This window comes from Massilia sp. BSC265, assembly GCF_000740675.1.
GTDB lineage: Bacteria > Pseudomonadota > Gammaproteobacteria > Burkholderiales > Burkholderiaceae_D > Telluria.
In genome coordinates this window covers 435,155-454,001 of the sequence record NZ_JPXI01000042.1, presented here as the reverse complement: position 1 = coordinate 454,001, position 18,847 = coordinate 435,155, and the positions used below count along the sequence as shown (strand labels likewise).

Here is an 18,847-nt window from a genome sequence, read left to right as displayed (position 1 = left end):
ACCCATTCCTGGGAATGGGTTTCGTGTCGAGCCTGCGGCTGGCGCTTAGAAAGGAATGTCGTCGTCCATGTCCGAGAAGTTCGGCGCCGGACGCTGCGGCTGCGGACGGGCTGCCGGTGCCGGCGGGGCCTGGCGCGGTGCCGGGCGCTGCTGAGGCTCGTAGCCGCCGTCATCCATGCCGCCCATGCTGTCGCCACCACCCATTCCCTGGCGGCCGCCCAGCATCTGCATATTCTCGGCGATGATGTCGGTCGCGTAGCGCTCGATGCCGTCCTTGTCGGTGTACTTGCGGGTCTGCAGGCGGCCTTCGACGTAGACCGAGGAGCCCTTCTTGAGGTACTGGCCCACGATCTCGGCCAGGCGGCCGAAGAACGAGATGCGGTGCCATTCGGTCAGTTCTTTCTGTTCGCCGGTCTGGCGGTCCTTCGACTTGTACGAGGTGGCCACCGCGATGTTGGCGATCGCGTCGCCGCTCGGCATGTAGCGGATTTCCGGGTCGCGGCCCAGGTTGCCGACGATGATGACCTTGTTGACTGATGCCATGTTGTTACTCCAGTGAGTTTTGTAGAGCCCTGACTCTGCGTGGGTACTCAACGTCAGGGAACGTATGCTGCAGCCAACTATTATGGGGCCGAAAGGCAGAGAAAAAAAGCAGATTTTGCGTGTCCCGCCATGCGTTCGATTGCGCTGGCTCGACCCCTGATTTCCCGGGTTTGACCCGCACTTACATGAAAATTTCCGATTACTGAACGCTTTGTCATTGAACAGCCGGCGAACCGGCCCACATACGTCGAACCCGGCTTTTCGCCCGTCGCAGGTGCGTTCCAGTTCGCCATCGAAACGTATCCTGAAGGCACAAAACTGCTGGATGCATGTACAGCACTTCGAAAAACCAGCTACACTACTAGGTTCTCCCCCATTGGCCCGCTCACCGCGACAGTCCTTCGTGCGCCGGCCCTGCAAACTTTGACTGAAAGCCTGCAAAAAGACTAATGGAAGAAATTCGCATCCGCGGCGCACGCACGCACAACCTGAAGAACATCAACCTCGACCTTCCGCGCAACAAGCTGATCGTCATCACGGGCCTCTCGGGTTCGGGCAAGTCGTCGCTCGCCTTCGATACCCTCTATGCGGAAGGCCAGCGCCGCTACGTCGAGTCGCTGTCGGCCTACGCGCGCCAGTTCCTGCAGCTGATGGAAAAGCCGGACGTCGACCTGATCGAGGGCCTGTCGCCGGCGATCTCGATCGAGCAGAAGGCCACCTCGCACAACCCGCGTTCGACCGTCGGCACCGTCACCGAGATCCACGACTACCTGCGCCTGCTGTACGCGCGCGTCGGCACGCCCTACTGCCCGCAGCATCCGCACGAGCCGCTGGCGGCTCAGACCGTATCGCAGATGGTCGACTCCGTGCTTGCCATGCCGGAGGGTACCAAGCTGATGATCCTGGCGCCGGTCGTGGCCAACCGCAAGGGCGAGCATACCGACCTGTTCCAGGCCATGCAGGCCCAGGGCTTCGTGCGCTTCCGCGTCGCCAGCGGCGTGGGCGCGGCCAGGATCCATGAGATCGACGAGCTGCCCAAGCTCAAGAAGACTGAAAAGCACACGATCGATGTCGTGATCGACCGCGTCAAGGTCAATCCCGACATCAAGCAGCGTCTTGCCGAAAGCTTCGAGACCGCACTGCGCCTCGCCGATGGCCGCGCCGTGGCTTATGAAATGGACACCGAGAAGGAAACCGTCTTCTCGAACAAGTTCGCCTGCAATGTCTGCGGCTACTCGCTGCAGGAATTGGAGCCGCGTCTGTTCTCGTTCAACAATCCGATGGGCGCCTGCCAGGAGTGCGACGGCCTCGGCCACATCGAGTTCTTCGATCCGAAGCGCATTGTCGCCTTCCCGCACCTGTCGCTGGCCTCCGGCGCCGTGAAAGGCTGGGACCGCCGCAACCAGTTCTACTACCAGATGCTGCAGAGCCTGGCGGCCCACTACGACTTCGACCTCGACAAGCCTTTCGAGACCCTGCCGAAGTCGGCCCAGGATGCCGTGCTGTTCGGCTCGGGCAAGACCGCAATCCCGTTCAGCTACGTCAACGAGCGCGGCCGCACCGTGATCCGCGAGCACACGTTCGAAGGCGTGGTCAACAACCTGCAGCGCCGCTACCGCGAGACGGACTCGATGGCGGTCAAGGAAGAGCTGGCCAAGTTCATCAACGAAAAGAAATGCCCGGTCTGCGACGGTGCGCGCCTGCGCACCGAAGCGCGTTACGTGAAGATCGGCCAGGGCGCCCAGCAGCGCGCCATTTATGAAGTCTCGGACAAGCCCTTGCGCGACACCCTCGCCTTCTTCGAGACGCTGGAACTGACCGGCGCCAAGAAGGACATCGCCGAGCGCGTCATCAAGGAAATCACGGCCCGCCTGAAATTCCTGAACAACGTCGGCCTCGACTACCTGTCGCTCGACCGCAGCGCCGATACCCTGTCGGGCGGCGAAGCCCAGCGCATCCGCCTGGCCTCGCAGATCGGTTCGGGCCTGACCGGCGTGATGTACGTGCTGGACGAGCCTTCGATCGGCCTGCACCAGCGCGACAACGACCGCCTGATCGCGACCTTGAAGCACCTGCGCGACATCGGCAACAGCGTGCTGGTGGTGGAGCATGACGAGGATGCGATCCGTACTGCCGACTATATCGTCGACATGGGTCCGGGTGCGGGCGTGCATGGCGGCGCGGTGATCGCGGCCGGCTCGCTGCCGGAGATCATGAAGAGCGAGCATTCGCTGACCGCCCAGTACCTGGACGGCCGCCGCAGGATCGAGGTGCCGAAGAAGCGTACCAAGGCCGACCCGGCGCGCCAGCTGGTGATCACCGGCGCCACCGGCAACAACCTGAAGAACGTTTCCTTGACACTGCCGGTCGGCCTGCTGACCTGCGTCACGGGGGTCTCGGGTTCCGGTAAATCGACCCTGATCAACGACACGCTGTACCCGGCCCTGTCGCGCCACCTGTACGGTTCGCAGACCGAGCCGGCGCCGCACGACGCCATCCACGGCCTCGAGCACTTCGACAAGGTGATCTCGGTCGACCAGGCGCCGATCGGCCGCACCCCACGTTCGAACCCGGCGACCTACACCGGCGTGTTCACGCCGATCCGCGACCTGTTCGCCACCGTGCCGACCGCGAAGGAACGCGGCTACTCGGCGGGCCGCTTCTCGTTCAACGTGAAGGGCGGCCGCTGCGAAGCCTGCCAGGGCGACGGCGTGATCAAGGTCGAGATGCACTTCCTGCCGGACGTGTACGTGCCTTGCGACGTCTGCCACGGCAAGCGTTACAACCGCGAGACGCTCGAGGTGCAGTACAAGGGCAAGAACATCACCGAAGTGCTGGAGATGACGGTCGAGGACGCGCACGAGTTCTTCAAGCCGGTGCCGGTCATCGCGCGCAAGCTGCAGACCTTGTTGGATGTGGGCCTCGGCTACATCAAGCTGGGCCAGAGCGCGACCACGCTCTCGGGCGGCGAGGCGCAGCGCGTGAAGCTGTCGCTGGAACTGTCCAAGCGCGATACCGGGCGTACGCTGTACATCCTGGACGAGCCGACCACCGGCCTGCACTTCGCCGACATCGACCTGCTGCTGAAAGTGATCCACCGCCTGCGGGACCAGGGCAATACGCTGGCGATCATCGAGCACAACCTCGACGTGATCAAGACTGCGGACTGGATCGTCGACCTGGGGCCGGAAGGCGGCGCGGGCGGCGGCACAATCGTCGCGAGCGGCACGCCGGAAGATGTGGCGAAGAACAAGGCGAGCGTGACCGGGAAGTACTTGAAGCCCTTGCTGAAGGCTTGAGAAGCAGCTACTGCTTGAAGTAAGACAGGGCAGCGCCACCAGGCGCTGCCCTTTGCTTTTCCTGCTTCAGCAGCAGCCTAGCGTTCACGGCTCCGCTCGTTCTCCATCTTGTCGTTCGTGGCCTTGCTGCCCGACGTCGTCCCGCGCGTCCCGCTACCGCCCATAGCCGCCGCGCCGCTGCCGCTCGACGCATTCGCCAATGCCTGGCGCAGCATGTCGGCCTGCGGATTCTTCACCTTCCCGCTCAGGACGTCGCGCGCCGCCACCTGGCGCCGGTAGTAGCCCGAGGTCTCGTCTTCGTCGTAGTCGATGTCGGTGATGTTGAGGGCTGCACCGCCGAACAGGCCTTCGGTGTCGGCCCAGGCGGTGATGTTTCCCCAGCCGGCAGAACCCTCGCCTTTCTTCGACCAGTCCACCAGCGTCAGACCGGCGTCGGCCCCCAGCGAGAATTTGTTGTTCTGCATGAAGCTGTTGAGCGCCTTCTGGTCGTTGAGCACGAAGGCGATGGAACCGGCTTCCACGCCCGCCTGCAAGCCGGCACTGATGCCGCCCATGTTGTAGAAGGCCGGATTGCTCCAGGTCTTGCCGCTGCGAACCAGCAGCACGCCCGCGCCGCCTCGCGCGCCCACGCCGAGCGCCGCGCCGCCGTAATCCGGCACGACGAACACACCTTTCGAGCGCTGCAGCAAGGCACGCATCTCCGGCGTGGCCTGCATCTGCTGGACTACCTGGATGGCCTTGTTGACGTGCTCGGTCGCGTCCTTGACCTCTTCCTTGTTGCGGGCCGTACCGGGGGTGGCGGCTTCCTTGGCAGGTCCGACCTGGGCGCAGGCGCTCCCTGCCGTTCCCGCCAGCAGTACGGCAAACGATGTCGCGATGAGGTGCTTCATGGTCGTTTTCATGATTCTTTCTCCTTGGTGGGCGTTAAAACAACGAAAAACCTGAACCCATGCGACGCAAGCGCTATGCTAAAAAACAGCAGCCGCCGCATGGACTGGCAAGAAGCTCGCTCGTGTGGAACTCGCTATTGCTCAGCCTGTGCCTTGCGGCGGATGTCCATCCAGACGCATGTCGCCGAGCAGGTGGAGCCGGCCGACGTCGGATCGCTCAAGTTGTATGCCCAGCGTGCTTGCTGCCCCTGGTAAGCGACCTGGCACAAGCCCTGTGCCGGCATGCGCACGGCGGAAAGAAAACAGGCCTTCGCATCTGCCGAATCGGGAATCTGCTTCCACGCACCGTTGGTGGACTCTTTCAGGGTTACTTGGCGTACATTGGTTGTCACGAGTTCCAACTGGTCGACGGTCTGCAAAAGCAGTTGCTGTTTGGTCTTTTCCGCATGCTGCCTGACCCGTTCGGCCTCCGACGTGATCTGACCCTGCACGCAGGTCAGCGCAGCCTGGATGTCCCCGATTTTCTCGATTTTGTTGATGCGCGCCTGGCAATCCTCCTGTGCAGCGACCCCGGATGCCGAAGCTGCCAAAACACATGCCAGCACACTTGTCCTCGTACGGAACTTCATTGGCCACCTCCATTGTTATTGTCACGGAACACACAATTCACGCTTCTTTCGCTGATTTCGGGGATGTTGCAGTTGTCGGGTGGAGCGATAGGAGCCGGCTTGGCCGTGGACTCGTCTTTGCGTGCAGCCGGGGGGGACGGCTTGGGCTTCCGTGCTTCTTGTCGAGCTTCCTGGCGCTTCCTGGCTTGGTTACCGGATCCGGTATCAGTGTCTGGCTCGACCTCGGCAGGTTTGACTGGGTCCGTGCTGGCCCCTGGCTTGGACAGCGGCCTGCTCTGCGAATCGGCGGGCACCAGCGTGGTTCCGGATACGGATGACGCCTCCGTCCCTGTCTTGGGTGTTACCGGCGTCGGAGACGTGCTGTCCCGTGAAGGCCACATTGTCACGACACCGATCGCAATAGCCACGGCCGCGGCGAACAATCCTGCGGCCAGGACGCCCATGCGCGAGCGTCCGGGTTGCGCGGCCCGGGCCGGCGCCTCCTCGTGCACTGGGGTAGTGGACGGCGGCCTGCCCTGCTCACGTCCGAAGCCCGGCCGGCCCGGTTCCGGTTCCGGTTCTGGTTCTGGTTCTGGTTCTGGTTCCAGTATGAATGCCGGAAGACCCACTCCCTGGCCGGCGCTCGGCGGAGTGTCTTGCACGTCCAGGACAGGTTCCCGTTTCGATGGTGGCGTGCGCCGTTTCGACGGAGGCTTCGGTGCAAGCTTGTTCTCCGCCGGGCCCGGTGCGGCCTCGGCCGGCGACATGGCTTCGTTCACCCGGGCCGTCGGCACCGTGTGCTGTTCTGCCTGACCGGGCGCCGGTCCAGGCGGCGAGGTGGCCTTCTCCTCCGGGACTTCCAGCGGGATCTGTTGCGCAGCCGGTACCGGCTCCGGTTCGAGCGCCGGAGCGGTTTCGCCTGCCTGGAATGCCTTCGCTTGCGCCTGCGGCGGGAAGGCGTTCTCCTGCGGATCCGGGCCTGGCGTGGGCGGTGGCGGACTCTCTTTGACCCGCGTGGCCCTCGGTTTTTTTCTGGCGGCTGGACCTGGATCGGCTTGAAGCGGCAAGGCTCCCTGTTGCGACTGGGTCTCCTTGATCTCGCGCTGCTCGCTCAGGGCAGGCGCGACGCGGGGCGGGCGCGCACCTGCCTTGGCAGCGGCTTCCTTCGGCTTTTTCTGGCCGGCGGGGCTTGCTGCCGGGTTGGCGATCGGTTGAAACAGCTGGCCGTTGAGTGCACGCATGTAGAGTACCGGCGTGCCCCATTCGATCGGGTGGCCGTTTGCCTGCATGCGCAGCCTGGCTTCGGTCAGGGAGGTATCGACAGCGCCGATCTCGATCAGGTCGCGGTAGAAGTAGCGGGTGAAAATGAGAGCGGCGTCATCCGTGATCGAGGCCTGCATCGCTACCACTGCCGGTACGCCCTGCCTCAGGAATCCCTGGGCAAGGCCCGAGAACGGCACATCCTCGGCAATGGCGCCGGAACAGGCGTTCAGGACGATGAGCCGCGGCAAGGCACCGATCGGAAACGCGGCGCGCAGATTGGTCGCCTCCATCTCCATGCCCCTGCCCGATTCCTGCTCGAGCACCAGCGCCCCCGGTACTCCGTGCCCCACGAAGTGGAAAATATGGGCGCCGTAATGCCGGAGCGAATCTCGCAGGCTGTCGAAGGTGCAGCGGCCGGGTACGCGGCGCAGTTCGAGCTGGCCGGCCGCCACCGAAGGTCCCAGGGCATTGCGCAGGATGTCCCACTCGCGTGTAATGTCGAGCCGCGGGTGATCCGACGGCGAGGACAAAGCCACGAGTACCCGCAACGGCCCCTCTACCATAATCGGAGGCATCGGTTGTGCAACCGGCAGATAACGGACAAGGGGAGTATGTTCACGGACAGCCAGGAATTCCCTGCTCTCCGTGTCGAACAGGAACTCCCACGGCCGCGCATGCAGTTCGCTGTCTTCGGGCAGTCGCAAGCGGATGCGTAGCCCTTTTCCGGAACGGAATGCGTTATCCAGCGAGGACCGGAACAGATGTTCGATGTCACCGGAAAAAACAGCTTCGAACAACCTTCCACCGAAGTCCTCGATCGTGCTCACCGGGCTCGCGCGCCCACGCCGTTGCCTGAGGCCGCCATAGATTTCGGACAACATTGCGTTTTCTTCTTCGGCAGCGAAGGGCCATTTCACATCGGTGAAAGGGCAATCGCCCTGGGGCGACTCGAGCACCCGGGCGCACAGCCGGTCCCCTCCGTGCGGGCAGATGATTTCCAAATCGAAGTTTTGATAAATCATCGCAACCCCAATGCGGTCCAGGAAACGGCACCCACGCGCTTGCTCCGTGGGAACGATATGTCTTAGACCGCACCGCGCGAAGAATGTGCGCCAGCGAAGAAAATGACTTCAGTGCCGGCGTCCGCCGTTATCCGGCTTCCAGACAAGCTTGACGTTGAGTGTTGCCTCGCTGGAGGTCTTTGCGATGTACGCATTGAGTCCTGCCTTGAACATCAGGCCGAACTCGACTTCGACAGAATCGGGCAACACATCGAGGCTACTGCATGTCTCCATCGTTGCTTCGGCAACTGGACGGATGACCGATAGCGCATCCACCAGGGTCGCGCCGACTTTTTCCGCTACCTGGGCGACACTTGCACCGCGCATCACGCTCCCGGAAGCGGTGTCCTGGGATTCAATGACCACCGTGCCACCGGACACATTGAACTCGATAAGCTTGTTCATGGAAATTCCCCTTTTCCAAATGAAAAAGGGACAGGCGTTTGCCCATCCCTTACTTGCTTATGCGCTGCTGATGTGCTGCCGGTGCGCTCCCTTGCGGCAAGCGCACCGTCCGCCTGGCTTAGGCAGCCAGTTGCTTCTCCAGCTTGGCTTTGGTATCCACCAGCTCCTGCGGCAGGTGGTAGGCCAGCTTCTCGAACAGCTCGCTGTGCAGCTTCAGCTCTTCGTTCCAGGCGGCCTTGTCGATCGAGGTGATCTGGGTGAACTGCTGCTCGGTGAAGTCCACGCCTTCCCAGTTCAGGTCGCCGTAATTCGGCGAGGTGCCGAACAGGTGCTGCTGGCCGCCCTGGGCGCCGCCTTCGGCACGGTCCAGGATCCACTTCAGCACACGCATGTTGTCGCCGTAGCCCGGCCACACGAAGCCGCCGTTCTCGTCGGTGCGGAACCAGTTGACGCAGAAGATCTTCGGCGCCGTGCCCTGGGCTTCGATTTTCTTGCCGAGGTTGAGCCAGTGCTGGAAATAGTCGCTCATGTTGTAGCCCATGAACGGCAGCATCGCGAACGGATCGCGGCGCACCACGCCCATCTGGCCGGCGGCGGCGGCGGTGGTTTCCGAGCCCATGGTGGCGGCCATGTAGACGCCTTCCACCCAGTTGTTCGCTTCGGTCACCAGCGGCACGGTGGTCGAGCGGCGGCCGCCGAAGATGAAGGCCGAGATCGGCACGCCGGCCGGGTCGTCCCAGGCGGCGTCGATCACCGGGTTCTGGGTGGCGGCAACCGTGAAGCGCGCGTTCGGGTGGGCGGCCTTGGTGCCGGAAGCCGGCGTCCAGTCCTTGCCCTGCCAGTCGATCAGGTGCGCCGGGGCTTCCTTGGTCATGCCTTCCCACCACACGTCGCCGTCGTCGGTCAGCGCCACGTTGGTGAAGATGACGTTCTCGCGCAGCGAGGCCATGCAGTTCGGGTTGGTCTTGTCGTTGGTGCCAGGTGCCACGCCGAAGTAGCCGGCTTCCGGGTTGATGGCGTACAGCTTGCCGTCCGCACCCGGCTTGATCCAGGCGATGTCGTCGCCGATGGTGGTGACCTTCCAGCCGTCAAAGGCTTTCGGCGGGATCAGCATCGCGAAGTTGGTCTTGCCGCAAGCCGACGGGAAGGCGGCAGCCACGTATTTCTTGTCGCCTTGCGGGGACTCGACGCCCAGGATCAGCATGTGCTCGGCCAGCCAGCCGGTGCCGCCCTGCTGGGCTTCCTGATAGCCCATGGTCGAGGCGATGCGCAGTGCAAAGCACTTCTTGCCCAGCAGCGCATTGCCGCCATAACCGGAACCGTAGGACCAGATCTCGCGGGTTTCCGGATAGTGGACGATGTACTTGGTGGCGTTGCATGGCCACGGCACGTCTTTCTGGCCGGCGGACAGCGGCATGCCGACGGTATGTACGCACGGCACGAACTCGCCGTCGCTGCCCAGCACGTCGAACACGGCCTTGCCCATGCGCGTCATGATGCGCATGTTGACGGCGACGTAAGGCGAGTCGGACAGTTCGACGCCGATGTGGGCGATCGGCGAACCCAGCGGGCCCATCGAGAACGGCACCACGTACAGCGTGCGGCCGGCCATGCAGCCGTCGAACAGGCCGTTCAGGGTGCGGCGCATCTCGGCCGGGTCCATCCAGTTGTTGGTCGGGCCGGCCTGTTCTTTCGTTGCCGAGCAGATGTAGGTGCGGTCTTCGACGCGGGCAACGTCCGACGGGTCGGACCAGGCCAGATAGGAATTCGGACGCTTTGCCGGGTTCAGCTTTTTCATCGTGCCGGCTTCGACCATCTGCGCGCACAGGCGGTCGTACTCTTCTTCGGAGCCGTCGCACCAATAGATGCTGTCAGGCTTCGTCAGGGCGGCGATGTCCGCGACCCAATTGATGAGCTGCTGGTGTTTGACGTGAGCTGGGACGTTCAGTGCGGCGACGCCGCCCATCACGGGCTGGTTCATAGATACCTCCAAATGCCAATTAAGAATACTGTCACGGCAGGATCGTCCGTCTGGCCGTGCCTTAGAATGGCGGTTCGCCCCAGCGAGGCGCGGCGTTTACGGCGGTCGTGTCGACGGCCTCATAAGGGAGGCCGGAACGGGTGCTGCTGGGTCCGGCATACACATGTCGAACCTTCAAGAATTGGCCGATTGTACACCCGGAAAACCTCGATTCGCGCTCAGCTACTACAAAAAAGTAGCGGAAATGCCCGAGTAATGTAGTAGGCTATTTGGCAGGTTTTTGGAACCTGTTATTTCGCTACGCGATGAACGTTTATTGAAAGAAACTCTCATGCGAATAGCTGTTTTGGACGATTATCAGGACGCCGTCCGGGGCCTGTCGTGCTTCCGTTTGCTCGACGGGCATGAGGTCAAGGTATTCACGCATTCGGCACGCGGGATGGGGCAACTGGCTGCGCGGCTGGCGCCGTTCGATGCCGTGGTGCTGATCCGCGAACGCACCGCCTTCCCGGCGGCGCTGCTGGCCCGCCTGCCGAATTTGAAACTGATCTCGCAGACTGGCAAGGTCAGCGGACACATCGACGTAGCGGCGGCCACAGAGCACGGGATTGCGATTGCCGAGGGGATCGGCTCGCCGGTGGCGCCTTCCGAACTGACCTGGGCCCTGATCATGGCGGCCAGCCGCAAGATCGTGCCGTATGCGACCAACCTGAAGGAAGGCCTGTGGCAGACGGCCTCGATCAATCCCGTGCTCAACGGGCTGGGACGTTCGCTGCGCGGGCGCACGCTGGCGATCTGGGGCTACGGCAAGATCGGCCAGCTCGTGGCCGGCTATGCGCGCGCTTTCGGCATGCGCGTGCTGGTGTGGGGCAGCGAAGACAGCCGGCAGGCCGCGATGGCCGACAGCTTCGAGGCGGCGGTGTCGCGCGAAGCCCTGTTCGCGCAGGCGGACGTGCTCACGCTGCACCTGCGCCTGGCGGAAAGCACACGCGGCATCGTCAAGGCCGACGATTTCGCACGCATGAAACCGGATGCCTTGTTCGTCAACACGAGCCGGGCGGAACTGGTCGAGGAAGGCGCATTGGAGCAGGCGCTGCGGGCCGGGCGGCCGGGATATGCGGCGCTGGATGTGTTCACCAATGAACCGCTCAGGCCGGATTCACCGCTGCTGCGCATTCCGACCGTGCTGGCCACGCCGCACCTTGGGTATGTGGAACAGGACAGTTACGAGATCTATTTCCAGACCGCGTTCGAGAACCTTGTGCGGTTTGCGGCGGGCCAACCGGACAACATCCTGAACCCGGAAGCGATAGGAAAGCGCTAGCTTTCCTGCTTCAGCTCAGGCAAGCCGGTAAAGCTGGGCTTACGCACCGGCATCACATGCGTGCCGGTCCACAGCCCTGCCCATCCCGGCGGCCAGCCGATCGTGGGCCCCGAGTACGGCTGCAGGCCCGCGCGCACCGGCACGACCGGCACCGGCGGCGCCTCGACCAGCTTGCCACCCGCGGGACGTTCCATGTTCAGGCTGTACATGTAGCCCGGCAATAAAAGATCGCACACCTGCGCGAACCAGGCCGTGTGGTCCTCGTCGCGCCCCAGTGCCTGCGCCAGGCCCTGCGGGTCGAACTTCGCCAGCGCATGGATCAGCTCGTCCGTGCTCGCGCCCGGCGAATCGCCCCAGCCCATCACCGGATTGTTGTTGTAGTCCGCGCCCGAGCCGTACCAGCCCTCGCGCCAGGTGCGCTGCATCCAGTTGCGCGGACCGGTGAACAGGTGCCAGCGCCAGTGCAGTCCGGACGGTTTGGGCCACGAGTACAGGTACAGCTTCTGGTAGCCCGCCTGGTGCAGCGCGCGCACCACTTCCATCAGGCGCGCATGCGGCATGCGGTCCGGCGGAGCGCGGCGAAACAGGATCGGCTCGCCGTCCGCGTGCTGCACCTCGTCGCTCGACAGGTTCAGGTCGAGCGTGCGCTGCTCGTTGCCGAAGCGGGCCGAGATCCAGCCGGTCAGCAAGTTGACGTGGGTGATCACGCCATAGCCCCGATGGCGGTGGAAAATGACGGTGCCTGGTGCGACGGCTTTCATGGGAGTACGTGGAGAGAAGGAAGAAAGATGATGACTATACTCATCCGATCGAGACGATTCTAGCGCAGTCACATCCAGATACACTACCGTTTGCGGCTATCATTAGCCACCTTTTTTCTGCACGTGGACAAACCAACATGACTTTGCGAATCATCGCCACCGGCGGCACTTTCGATAAACACTACAACGAACTGAACGGCGTGCTCGGCTTTGCCGAGAGCCACCTGCCGGCCGTGATCGCGCGCTCGCGCATGACCGTGCCGGTCGAGCTCGAAGTGTTGCCCCTGCTCGACTCGCTCGACATGCAGGACCCGGACCGCCAGCGTGTGCTGGCCTCATGCCAGGCAGCAAAGGAGAAGGCCATCGTCATCATCCACGGCACCGACACCATGCGCGACACCGCGGCCGTGCTGGGTGCTGCCAAGCTGGACCAGACCATCGTGCTGACCGGCGCCATGATCCCCTACGAGATTGCGAATTCCGACGCGCTGTTCAACCTCGGCTTCGCCTGCGGCGTCGCCCAGACCCTGCCGGCCGGCGTATACGTCGCCATGAACGGCCAGGTGTTCCCATGGGATAACGTCACCAAGAACCGCGCTGCCGGCGTGTTCCAGCAACTGTAATTCTCGCAGGCAGGCGCGCGCTGCCTGCACGCGCGTCTTCCTATACTGCTTCCTCCATCGACCCCGCACGAGGAGAAAGCAATGAACGAGCAGCGTCCCTTCCTGACCACGCGCCAGGGCCATCCGGTCCGCGACAACCAGTCGCTGCGCTCGGTGGGCGAACGTGGTCCGGCCACGCTCGAGAATTACCAGTTCATCGAAAAGATCACCCATTTCGACCGTGAGCGCATCCCGGAGCGCGTCGTGCACGCGCGCGGCACCGGCGCCCACGGTTATTTCGAGCCCTACGGCACCATCGGCGGCGAGCCGGCCAGCAAGTACACGCGCGCCCGCGTGCTCAACGAACTCGGCGTGCAAACCCCGATCTTCGTGCGCTTCTCGACCGTGATCGGCGCCAAGGAATCGCCCGAGACAGCGCGCGACCCGCGCGGCTTCGCCATCAAGTTCAAGACCGTCGACGGCAACTGGGATTTGGTGGGCAACAACCTGAAGGTCTTCTTCATCCGTGACGCAATCAAGTTCCCGGACATGATCCACGCCTTCAAGCCCGACCCCGTCACCAACCAGCAGGAGCCGTGGCGCTTCTACGACTTCATCTGCAGCCATCCGGAAGCGCTGCACATGGTCACCTGGGTCAAGAGCCCGTGGGGCATCCCGGCCACCTACCGCGAGATGGAAGGCTCGGGCGTGAACACCTACAAGTTCGTCAACGACCAGGGCGTGGCCCACCTGGTGAAGTTCCACTTCCAGCCGAAGCAGGGCGTGCGCAACCTCACCGCACAGCAGGCCGCCGAGATCCAGGCCCATGACACCAGCCACGCCACGCGCGACCTGTACGAGGCGATCGAGCGCGGCGAGTTCCCGGAATGGGAGTTCTGCGTGCAGATCATGAGCGACGGCGACCATCCCGAACTCGACTTCGATCCGCTGGACGACACCAAGCGCTGGCCGGAAGACCAGTTCCCGCTGCTGCCGCTGGGCCGCATCGTGCTGAACAAGAACCCGGACAATGTGTTCGCCGAGACCGAGCAGTCGGCCTTCGGCACCGGCGTGCTGGTGGACGGCATCGACTTCTCGGACGACAAGATGCTGCAGGGACGCACCCTGTCCTATTCCGATACCCAGCGCTACCGCGTGGGCCCGAACTACCTGCAGCTGCCGATCAACCAGCCGCAGGAAGGCGCCGCGTCACGCACCAACCAGCGCGACGGCCAGATGACGTATTACGTGGACGGCCGCGGCGAGGACAAGCACATCAACTACGAGCCGAGCCTGATGGGCGGCTACACCGAAGCGCCGAAGCCGGAGAAGGAATACAACCAGTGGGTCGAAGGCCGCCTGGGCCGCTACCAGACCACCCGCACGATGGACGACTACGCCCAGGCCGGCACGCGCTACCGCACCTTCGAGGACTGGGAGCGCGACGACCTGGTCAACAACGTGGGGGGCGACCTGAAGAAATGCCCGGAACCGATCCAGCTGCGCATGGTGTGGCACCTGTGGCACTGCGACGAGGATTACGGCCGCCGGGTGGCGGAGGTGGCGGGCATCGACCTGGAGCGGGCCAAGGCGCTGCCGCCGCTGCCGGGCAAGCCGGCGCCGCACCAGAACCGGCAGGGGCCGACCTACTCGAGCGGCAAGCCGGAACAGGGGGATGAGCCGTCGACCAGCGAGGAGATGGCAGGGGCCAAGTAAGTCGACACAGCGCGGCAATTCACCCGCTGCTTGAACGCGTGGGCGTAATTCAGGCCATTGGCCTGAATTACGCCCACCCTACGGGTACGTGGGTTTCGTAGGGTGGGCGGGTCTCCCGCCCACGCGGTGATAGCCGACATGTGCAAGACTGCACACGTGCCGACAGAAAGAAATTACGCCTTGGCTTCCCCGCCCAGCGCCTCAACCACATCCGCCAGCAGCTTCGCCATCTCGCCCGTCATCAGGGTGATGTCGTTGTCGAAGCGCTCGTCATCGCTGTAGGTCACCGCTTCGCCTTCCTTGATCACATCCAGCGGCTTGACCCCCTTGATCGCCAGCGACTCGGTCAGCACGAAGCTGATGCGGTCGTTCCAGGTCATGGCCAGGCGGGTACACTGCTTGCCGGCGGCGATGTGGCGACGGATGTCGTCCGGTTCCAGGGTGTGCTTCACGTAGCGCACGGCTGCGCGGCTTTCACCGGTGGCGCGCAGTTCGGTGTCCTGGTCGATGGTGAAGCCGTACGGCGCTTCATCCGCTTCCAGCCAGCCGGTCATCACGGCCACCGGCGAGCGCTGCACGCGCAGCGATTCCAGCGGCATGCGGTCCACTGCCTTCAGCAGCAGCTTGATGACGTCGTCCGCCTTCGATGGGCTGGCGGCGTCGATCACGAGCCAGCCGTTGACCGGGTCGATCCAGACCCAGACGTTGCTGCGGATCGAGAAGGCGCGCGGCAGCAGTTCGTCGGCCACGCGTTCCTTCAGTTCCTTCATTGCCTTCTTACCCGGCGGGAAGCCCTGCTGCTCTTCCAGCTCGGCGGCCTTGGCCTTGGCGACCTGGTTGATGACCGAGCTCGGCAGCAACTTCTTCTCGGTGCCCAGCATCATCAGCATCTGCTTGTTGACGACATGGACGAGCTTGCCGTTGCCGCGTGGCGAATCCCAGCCCTGGCGCAGCAGTTCATTGCTGCTCGCGGGCGTGAAAGCCTGCGACTGCAGTGCTTCTTCCATCTGTTCCGGGTTGAATGCCCATGGGGCGGGCAGGCGATAAATCTGGAGATTCTTGAACCACATACGCTGTTATCCGATTGTTTCAGTATTTCAAGGGAACGACATTCTACGCTGCTGAGCGGAAATTTGACCCAGCAGACGGGGGAAAATTAATCTGTTGACGAGTCGCCAATAAGCTCGACGATTGCCGCTGGCAGCGCATCGTCGAACAGGCGCAGCTGCTCGATCGTTTCGGTATCGCTGAGCCGCACGCCGACGCCCAGCAGGCGCACGGGGCGGCTATGGCGGGCCCAGCCCGTTTCCATCAGGCGCGCATAGGTCGGGATATGTGGCGCATAGCCAACACACTCGACCGTGGTCTGCTGGAAGTCCGAAAACTTGATTTTCACGAAGAGCTTGTTGATGAACTTCTCGGCGCCGTTGCGCTTGATGCGGCCCAGCAGGTGCTCGTACAAGTCCGGCAGCAACCTGAGACAGGCGTCGAGGTTCGGCACGTCCGGCGTATAGGTTTCTTCGGTGCTGATCGACTTGCGCTCGCGCGAGGTGTTCACTTCGCGCTCGTCGATGCCGCGGCAGAGCTTGTACAACCGGTAGCCGAAACTACCGAAGTGCTCGGTCAGCCGCTCGATGCTCCAGTGGCGCATGTCGGCGCAGGTCTGCAGGCCGAGGCGGTGCATCTTCTCGGCCGTCACCTTGCCCACGCCGTACAGCTTCTTGACCGGCAGCGCGGCAACGAACGCGTCCACCTCCTCCGGCCGCACCAGGAACAGGCCGTCCGGCTTGTTCCAGTCGCTGGCGATCTTGGCCACGAACTTGTTCGGCGCCACCCCGGCCGAGGCGGTGATGCCGACGGTCTCGAAAATACGGCGCCGGATCTCCTGCGCGATCAACGTGGCGCTGCCCTTGCAGTGCGGCGAATCGGTGACGTCGAGGTAGGCTTCGTCGAGCGAGAGCGGCTCTACCAGCTCGGTGTAGTCGCGGTAGATGTCCATGATTCTCCGCGAAGCGATGCGGTATTTTTCCATCGCCGGCGGGATCACCAGCAGCTGCGGGCACAGCTTCATGGCCTGGGCGGTGGCCATGGCCGAATGGATGCCGTAGCGGCGCGCCTCGTAGTTGCAGGTGGCGATCACGCCGCGCTGGTCGGGACGGCCGCCGACCGCGAGCGGACGCCCGCGCAGCGACGGGTCGTCGCGCATCTCGACCGATGCGTAGAAACAGTCGCAATCGCAGTGGATGATTTTACGGAGGGGAGGATTCACGTGACGGCGGAGCCGACTACTGTCATTCCATACAGTATCCGTGGAAAGGGGATTTCTTGCAAGATGCCAAAAAACTGAGCAAAAAAGAACGCGCGGCATGCCGCGCGTTCCCGGATGAAGGCGGCGCAGGGGAGCGCGCCGCCTCGTCCTGACCGTTACCAGCTGAGCTTCAGGGTGTATTTGCCGCTGGTCGCATCGGCGCCACCGCTGTAGTACACGACACGTACGTAGCGGGTCACCGTGGTAGTGCCGGTATTGGCCGAGCTCACGCTTTCAACCGCACCGGTGCCGTTCTGGCTGCGGCTAAGCAACATACCCGAGCCACTGTAAACGTACAGGTCGTAGTCCGAGCTCAGGTTCGGCGTCATGACCGCGCTTAGTGTCTTGCCTGCCGGCAGGTTCACACGGAAATAATCCGTATCGGTCGAGCTGCTCAGAACGCCATTCAGGGTAGTAGCGCTGGTCGAGACCAGGTTCGCGGTACCCGAGCTGTTATTCGACTCTACCTCGTTCATAGTGGGGCCGGTCGAGGTGGTGCCGCCGCCGATTGCCGCGTTCACCGCCGCGGTCGCGTCCACGATGCCGGTGCCGCAGCCAGAGCAGGTCGCCGGGAAGGCGCGCGCGGTCGACTTCAGCATGCTTTCCACCTGGTCCGGGGTCAGGGTCGGCTTGGCCGCGAACATCAGCGCTGCCACACCGGCCACATGCGGGGTCGCCATCGAGGTGCCCTGGTAGCCTGCGTAGTTGTCGGCGCCCGGCGAGCTGGTGCCCGCGTTCAGGGTCGAGATCACGCTGTAGCTGCCATCGCCGCCGGGCGCGGCTACGTCGATCAGGGTGCCGAAGTTCGAGTACGAAGCACGGCCGCCGGTCTTGCCGGTGGCTGCCACGGCGATGACGCCCGAGCAGTTCGCCGGACTGGCGTTGCTGACGTCCGTGTTGGCGTTACCCGCCGCCACGACCACGACCGCACCGCGCGAACGGGCGCCGTTGATCGCGGTCTGGGTGGTAACGTCGCAGGCGCCGCTGCCGCCCAGCGACAGGTTCAGCACCTTGGCAGGGTTGGCGTTGGCTGGCACGTTGTTCACGGCGCCGCCCGAGGACCAGGTGATCGCGTCGGCGATGTCCGAAGTGTAGCCGCCGCACTTGCCGAGCACGCGGACCGGGACCATCTTGGCGTTGTACGCCACACCGGCCACGCCGAGGCTGTTGTTGGTGCGTGCGGCAACCGTGCCGGCCACGTGAGTGCCGTGCCAGCTGGAATTACGAGCCGGCGAGCCGGCATAGCATTCGCCTGCGGCAACCCGGTCGCCTGGATCGCTCGGATCGTTGTCGCGGCCGTTGCCGTCGTTGCCGATGGTGGCGCTGCTGATGAAGTCATAACCCGGCAGGTGCTGGCCGCTCAGGTCGGCGTGCGGGCGGTAGCCGGTGTCGATCACGGCCACGACCACCCCTAGCCCGGTCGACTTGTCCCAGGCGGTCGGCAGGCGCAGGCCGCCGGTCGCGTCGGTGTAGTGCCACTGCTGCGCGTAGTACGGGTCGTTGGCGGTGGCCATGTGGGTCATGATGCGGTCCGGCTCGGCGTATTCGATGTCCGGGTCGCGCGCCATCATTTCGGCGGCCAGCTTCTCGACTTCCTTCAGGTGCTTGCGGCCGTTGAGCTTGAACACGTGGGCGCCAGTCGCAATGGAATGGCTCTCGCTGACCAGCATGCCGAACTCCTGGCCCGCACGGTCCAGTTTGGCCTTGCGGTCGGCCTTCAGGGCTGCCTTGGCCGCCTTCTTGCTGTCCGGTGCCGAGTCCTTGTATTTCACGATGACACGGTCTGTTTCTACGATAAAGTTCTGCTCGGCCGCACCAGTTGTCGTTGCCACCAAAGCGAACGAGATTGCAGCGCACATCTTCAGCATTGCAGGATGGTGCGAACGCGTTTGCTTCATCTTTCTTCCTTCTAGTGTGTGTTTTCCGTTTGGCAAGATATTCTTGCCTGTGTCGCTGGTTTCGGTCATTGCCGATGCCATCTGGATGCGACGAAAGGCAGCGTAATACGAAAGGAAGAGCTTATGAGTGACAATGAGACACAATTTCGGCCTATTCACAACACGAAATTGAACTTATTTTGCGGGAA

Annotated in this window: 14 protein-coding genes; 4 read left to right on the top strand and 10 right to left on the bottom strand. The window is 63.5% G+C overall.

Annotated elements, in window-relative coordinates:
- Positions 1-45: 45 nt before the first annotated feature.
- Positions 46-543 (bottom strand): single-stranded DNA-binding protein, encoded by a 498-nt coding sequence (gene ssb / locus MA09_RS23055; RefSeq protein ID WP_036253506.1) that lies wholly within the window; start codon positions 541-543, stop codon positions 46-48.
- 449 nt (positions 544-992) lie between these two features.
- Here ssb and uvrA point away from each other — a divergent pair, with 449 nt between their 5' ends.
- On the top strand, positions 993-3,842 hold the full coding sequence (gene uvrA, locus MA09_RS23050; protein ID WP_036253501.1) for an excinuclease ABC subunit UvrA: 2,850 nt from the start codon (positions 993-995) through the stop codon (positions 3,840-3,842).
- 77 nt (positions 3,843-3,919) lie between these two features.
- Here the strand turns inward: uvrA and MA09_RS23045 are convergent, their stop codons facing one another.
- The 5 genes from MA09_RS23045 to MA09_RS23025 all read right to left on the bottom strand — a co-directional run bounded on the left by MA09_RS23045 (position 3,920) and on the right by MA09_RS23025 (position 10,050).
- The gene (locus MA09_RS23045; protein ID WP_036253498.1) at positions 3,920-4,744 is read right to left on the bottom strand and encodes a lipid-binding SYLF domain-containing protein; all 825 of its coding nucleotides are present in this window, start codon (positions 4,742-4,744) and stop codon (positions 3,920-3,922) included.
- Between the two features lie 122 nt (positions 4,745-4,866).
- Entirely contained in the window at positions 4,867-5,361 is a 495-nt protein-coding gene (locus tag MA09_RS23040; protein WP_036253494.1) for a hypothetical protein, read from the bottom strand.
- A complete protein-coding gene (locus tag MA09_RS23035) occupies positions 5,358-7,625 on the bottom strand; it encodes a CHAT domain-containing protein (RefSeq protein ID WP_036253492.1) in 2,268 nt (755 codons plus the stop codon). Before MA09_RS23035 ends, MA09_RS23040 begins: the two co-directional genes overlap by 4 nt.
- Before the next feature lie 108 nt (positions 7,626-7,733).
- The gene (locus MA09_RS23030; protein WP_036253490.1) at positions 7,734-8,069 is read right to left on the bottom strand and encodes a CU044_2847 family protein; all 336 of its coding nucleotides are present in this window, start codon (positions 8,067-8,069) and stop codon (positions 7,734-7,736) included.
- Between the two features lie 118 nt (positions 8,070-8,187).
- A complete protein-coding gene (locus tag MA09_RS23025; protein ID WP_036253489.1) occupies positions 8,188-10,050 on the bottom strand; it encodes a phosphoenolpyruvate carboxykinase (GTP) in 1,863 nt (620 codons plus the stop codon).
- A 331-nt stretch (positions 10,051-10,381) separates the two neighbouring features.
- On the opposite strand from MA09_RS23025, the gene MA09_RS23020 reads away from it, so the two are divergent.
- Complete coding sequence (locus MA09_RS23020) at positions 10,382-11,374, top strand: D-2-hydroxyacid dehydrogenase family protein (RefSeq protein ID WP_036253486.1); 993 nt, start codon at positions 10,382-10,384, stop codon at positions 11,372-11,374.
- On the opposite strand, the gene MA09_RS23015 is transcribed toward MA09_RS23020, so the two are convergent.
- Positions 11,371-12,135 (bottom strand): hypothetical protein, encoded by a 765-nt coding sequence (locus MA09_RS23015; protein ID WP_036253483.1) that lies wholly within the window; start codon positions 12,133-12,135, stop codon positions 11,371-11,373. The genes MA09_RS23020 and MA09_RS23015 overlap by 4 nt on opposite strands.
- Positions 12,136-12,272: 137 nt before the next feature.
- On the opposite strand from MA09_RS23015, the gene MA09_RS23010 reads away from it, so the two are divergent.
- Both MA09_RS23010 and MA09_RS23005 read left to right on the top strand, forming a co-directional pair.
- Complete coding sequence (locus tag MA09_RS23010) at positions 12,273-12,758, top strand: asparaginase domain-containing protein (RefSeq protein WP_036253480.1); 486 nt, start codon at positions 12,273-12,275, stop codon at positions 12,756-12,758.
- An 81-nt stretch (positions 12,759-12,839) separates the two neighbouring features.
- Positions 12,840-14,453: a catalase gene (locus MA09_RS23005; RefSeq protein WP_036253478.1), complete on the top strand. Its 1,614-nt coding sequence runs from the start codon at positions 12,840-12,842 to the stop codon at positions 14,451-14,453.
- A gap of 173 nt (positions 14,454-14,626) precedes the next feature.
- Here the strand turns inward: MA09_RS23005 and MA09_RS23000 are convergent, their stop codons facing one another.
- The 3 genes from MA09_RS23000 to MA09_RS22990 form a co-directional block, all read right to left on the bottom strand.
- Positions 14,627-15,523: a recombination-associated protein RdgC gene (locus MA09_RS23000; RefSeq protein ID WP_036253475.1), complete on the bottom strand. Its 897-nt coding sequence runs from the start codon at positions 15,521-15,523 to the stop codon at positions 14,627-14,629.
- A gap of 86 nt (positions 15,524-15,609) precedes the next feature.
- A complete protein-coding gene (dinB, locus tag MA09_RS22995; RefSeq protein ID WP_267872594.1) occupies positions 15,610-16,722 on the bottom strand; it encodes a DNA polymerase IV in 1,113 nt (370 codons plus the stop codon).
- A 155-nt stretch (positions 16,723-16,877) separates the two neighbouring features.
- On the bottom strand, positions 16,878-18,533 hold the full coding sequence (locus MA09_RS22990) for a S8 family peptidase (RefSeq protein WP_307184559.1): 1,656 nt from the start codon (positions 18,531-18,533) through the stop codon (positions 16,878-16,880).
- Between the last annotated feature and the right edge of the window lie 314 nt (positions 18,534-18,847).

What these genes read in the sequence shown, in the direction of transcription:
- uvrA (WP_036253501.1), top strand. Translation starts at nt 993, where the DNA reads ATGGAAGAAATTCGCATCCGCGGCGCACGCACGCACAACCTGAAGAAC.
- ssb (WP_036253506.1), bottom strand. Translation starts at nt 543, where the DNA reads ATGGCATCAGTCAACAAGGTCATCATCGTCGGCAACCTGGGCCGCGAC.
- MA09_RS23005 (WP_036253478.1), top strand. Translation starts at nt 12,840, where the DNA reads ATGAACGAGCAGCGTCCCTTCCTGACCACGCGCCAGGGCCATCCGGTC.
- MA09_RS23035 (WP_036253492.1), bottom strand. Translation starts at nt 7,625, where the DNA reads ATGATTTATCAAAACTTCGATTTGGAAATCATCTGCCCGCACGGAGGG.
- MA09_RS23025 (WP_036253489.1), bottom strand. Translation starts at nt 10,050, where the DNA reads ATGAACCAGCCCGTGATGGGCGGCGTCGCCGCACTGAACGTCCCAGCT.
- MA09_RS23000 (WP_036253475.1), bottom strand. Translation starts at nt 15,523, where the DNA reads ATGTGGTTCAAGAATCTCCAGATTTATCGCCTGCCCGCCCCATGGGCA.
- MA09_RS23045 (WP_036253498.1), bottom strand. Translation starts at nt 4,744, where the DNA reads ATGAAAACGACCATGAAGCACCTCATCGCGACATCGTTTGCCGTACTG.
- MA09_RS23015 (WP_036253483.1), bottom strand. Translation starts at nt 12,135, where the DNA reads ATGAAAGCCGTCGCACCAGGCACCGTCATTTTCCACCGCCATCGGGGC.
- MA09_RS23040 (WP_036253494.1), bottom strand. Translation starts at nt 5,361, where the DNA reads ATGAAGTTCCGTACGAGGACAAGTGTGCTGGCATGTGTTTTGGCAGCT.
- MA09_RS23020 (WP_036253486.1), top strand. Translation starts at nt 10,382, where the DNA reads ATGCGAATAGCTGTTTTGGACGATTATCAGGACGCCGTCCGGGGCCTG.
- MA09_RS23010 (WP_036253480.1), top strand. Translation starts at nt 12,273, where the DNA reads ATGACTTTGCGAATCATCGCCACCGGCGGCACTTTCGATAAACACTAC.
- MA09_RS23030 (WP_036253490.1), bottom strand. Translation starts at nt 8,069, where the DNA reads ATGAACAAGCTTATCGAGTTCAATGTGTCCGGTGGCACGGTGGTCATT.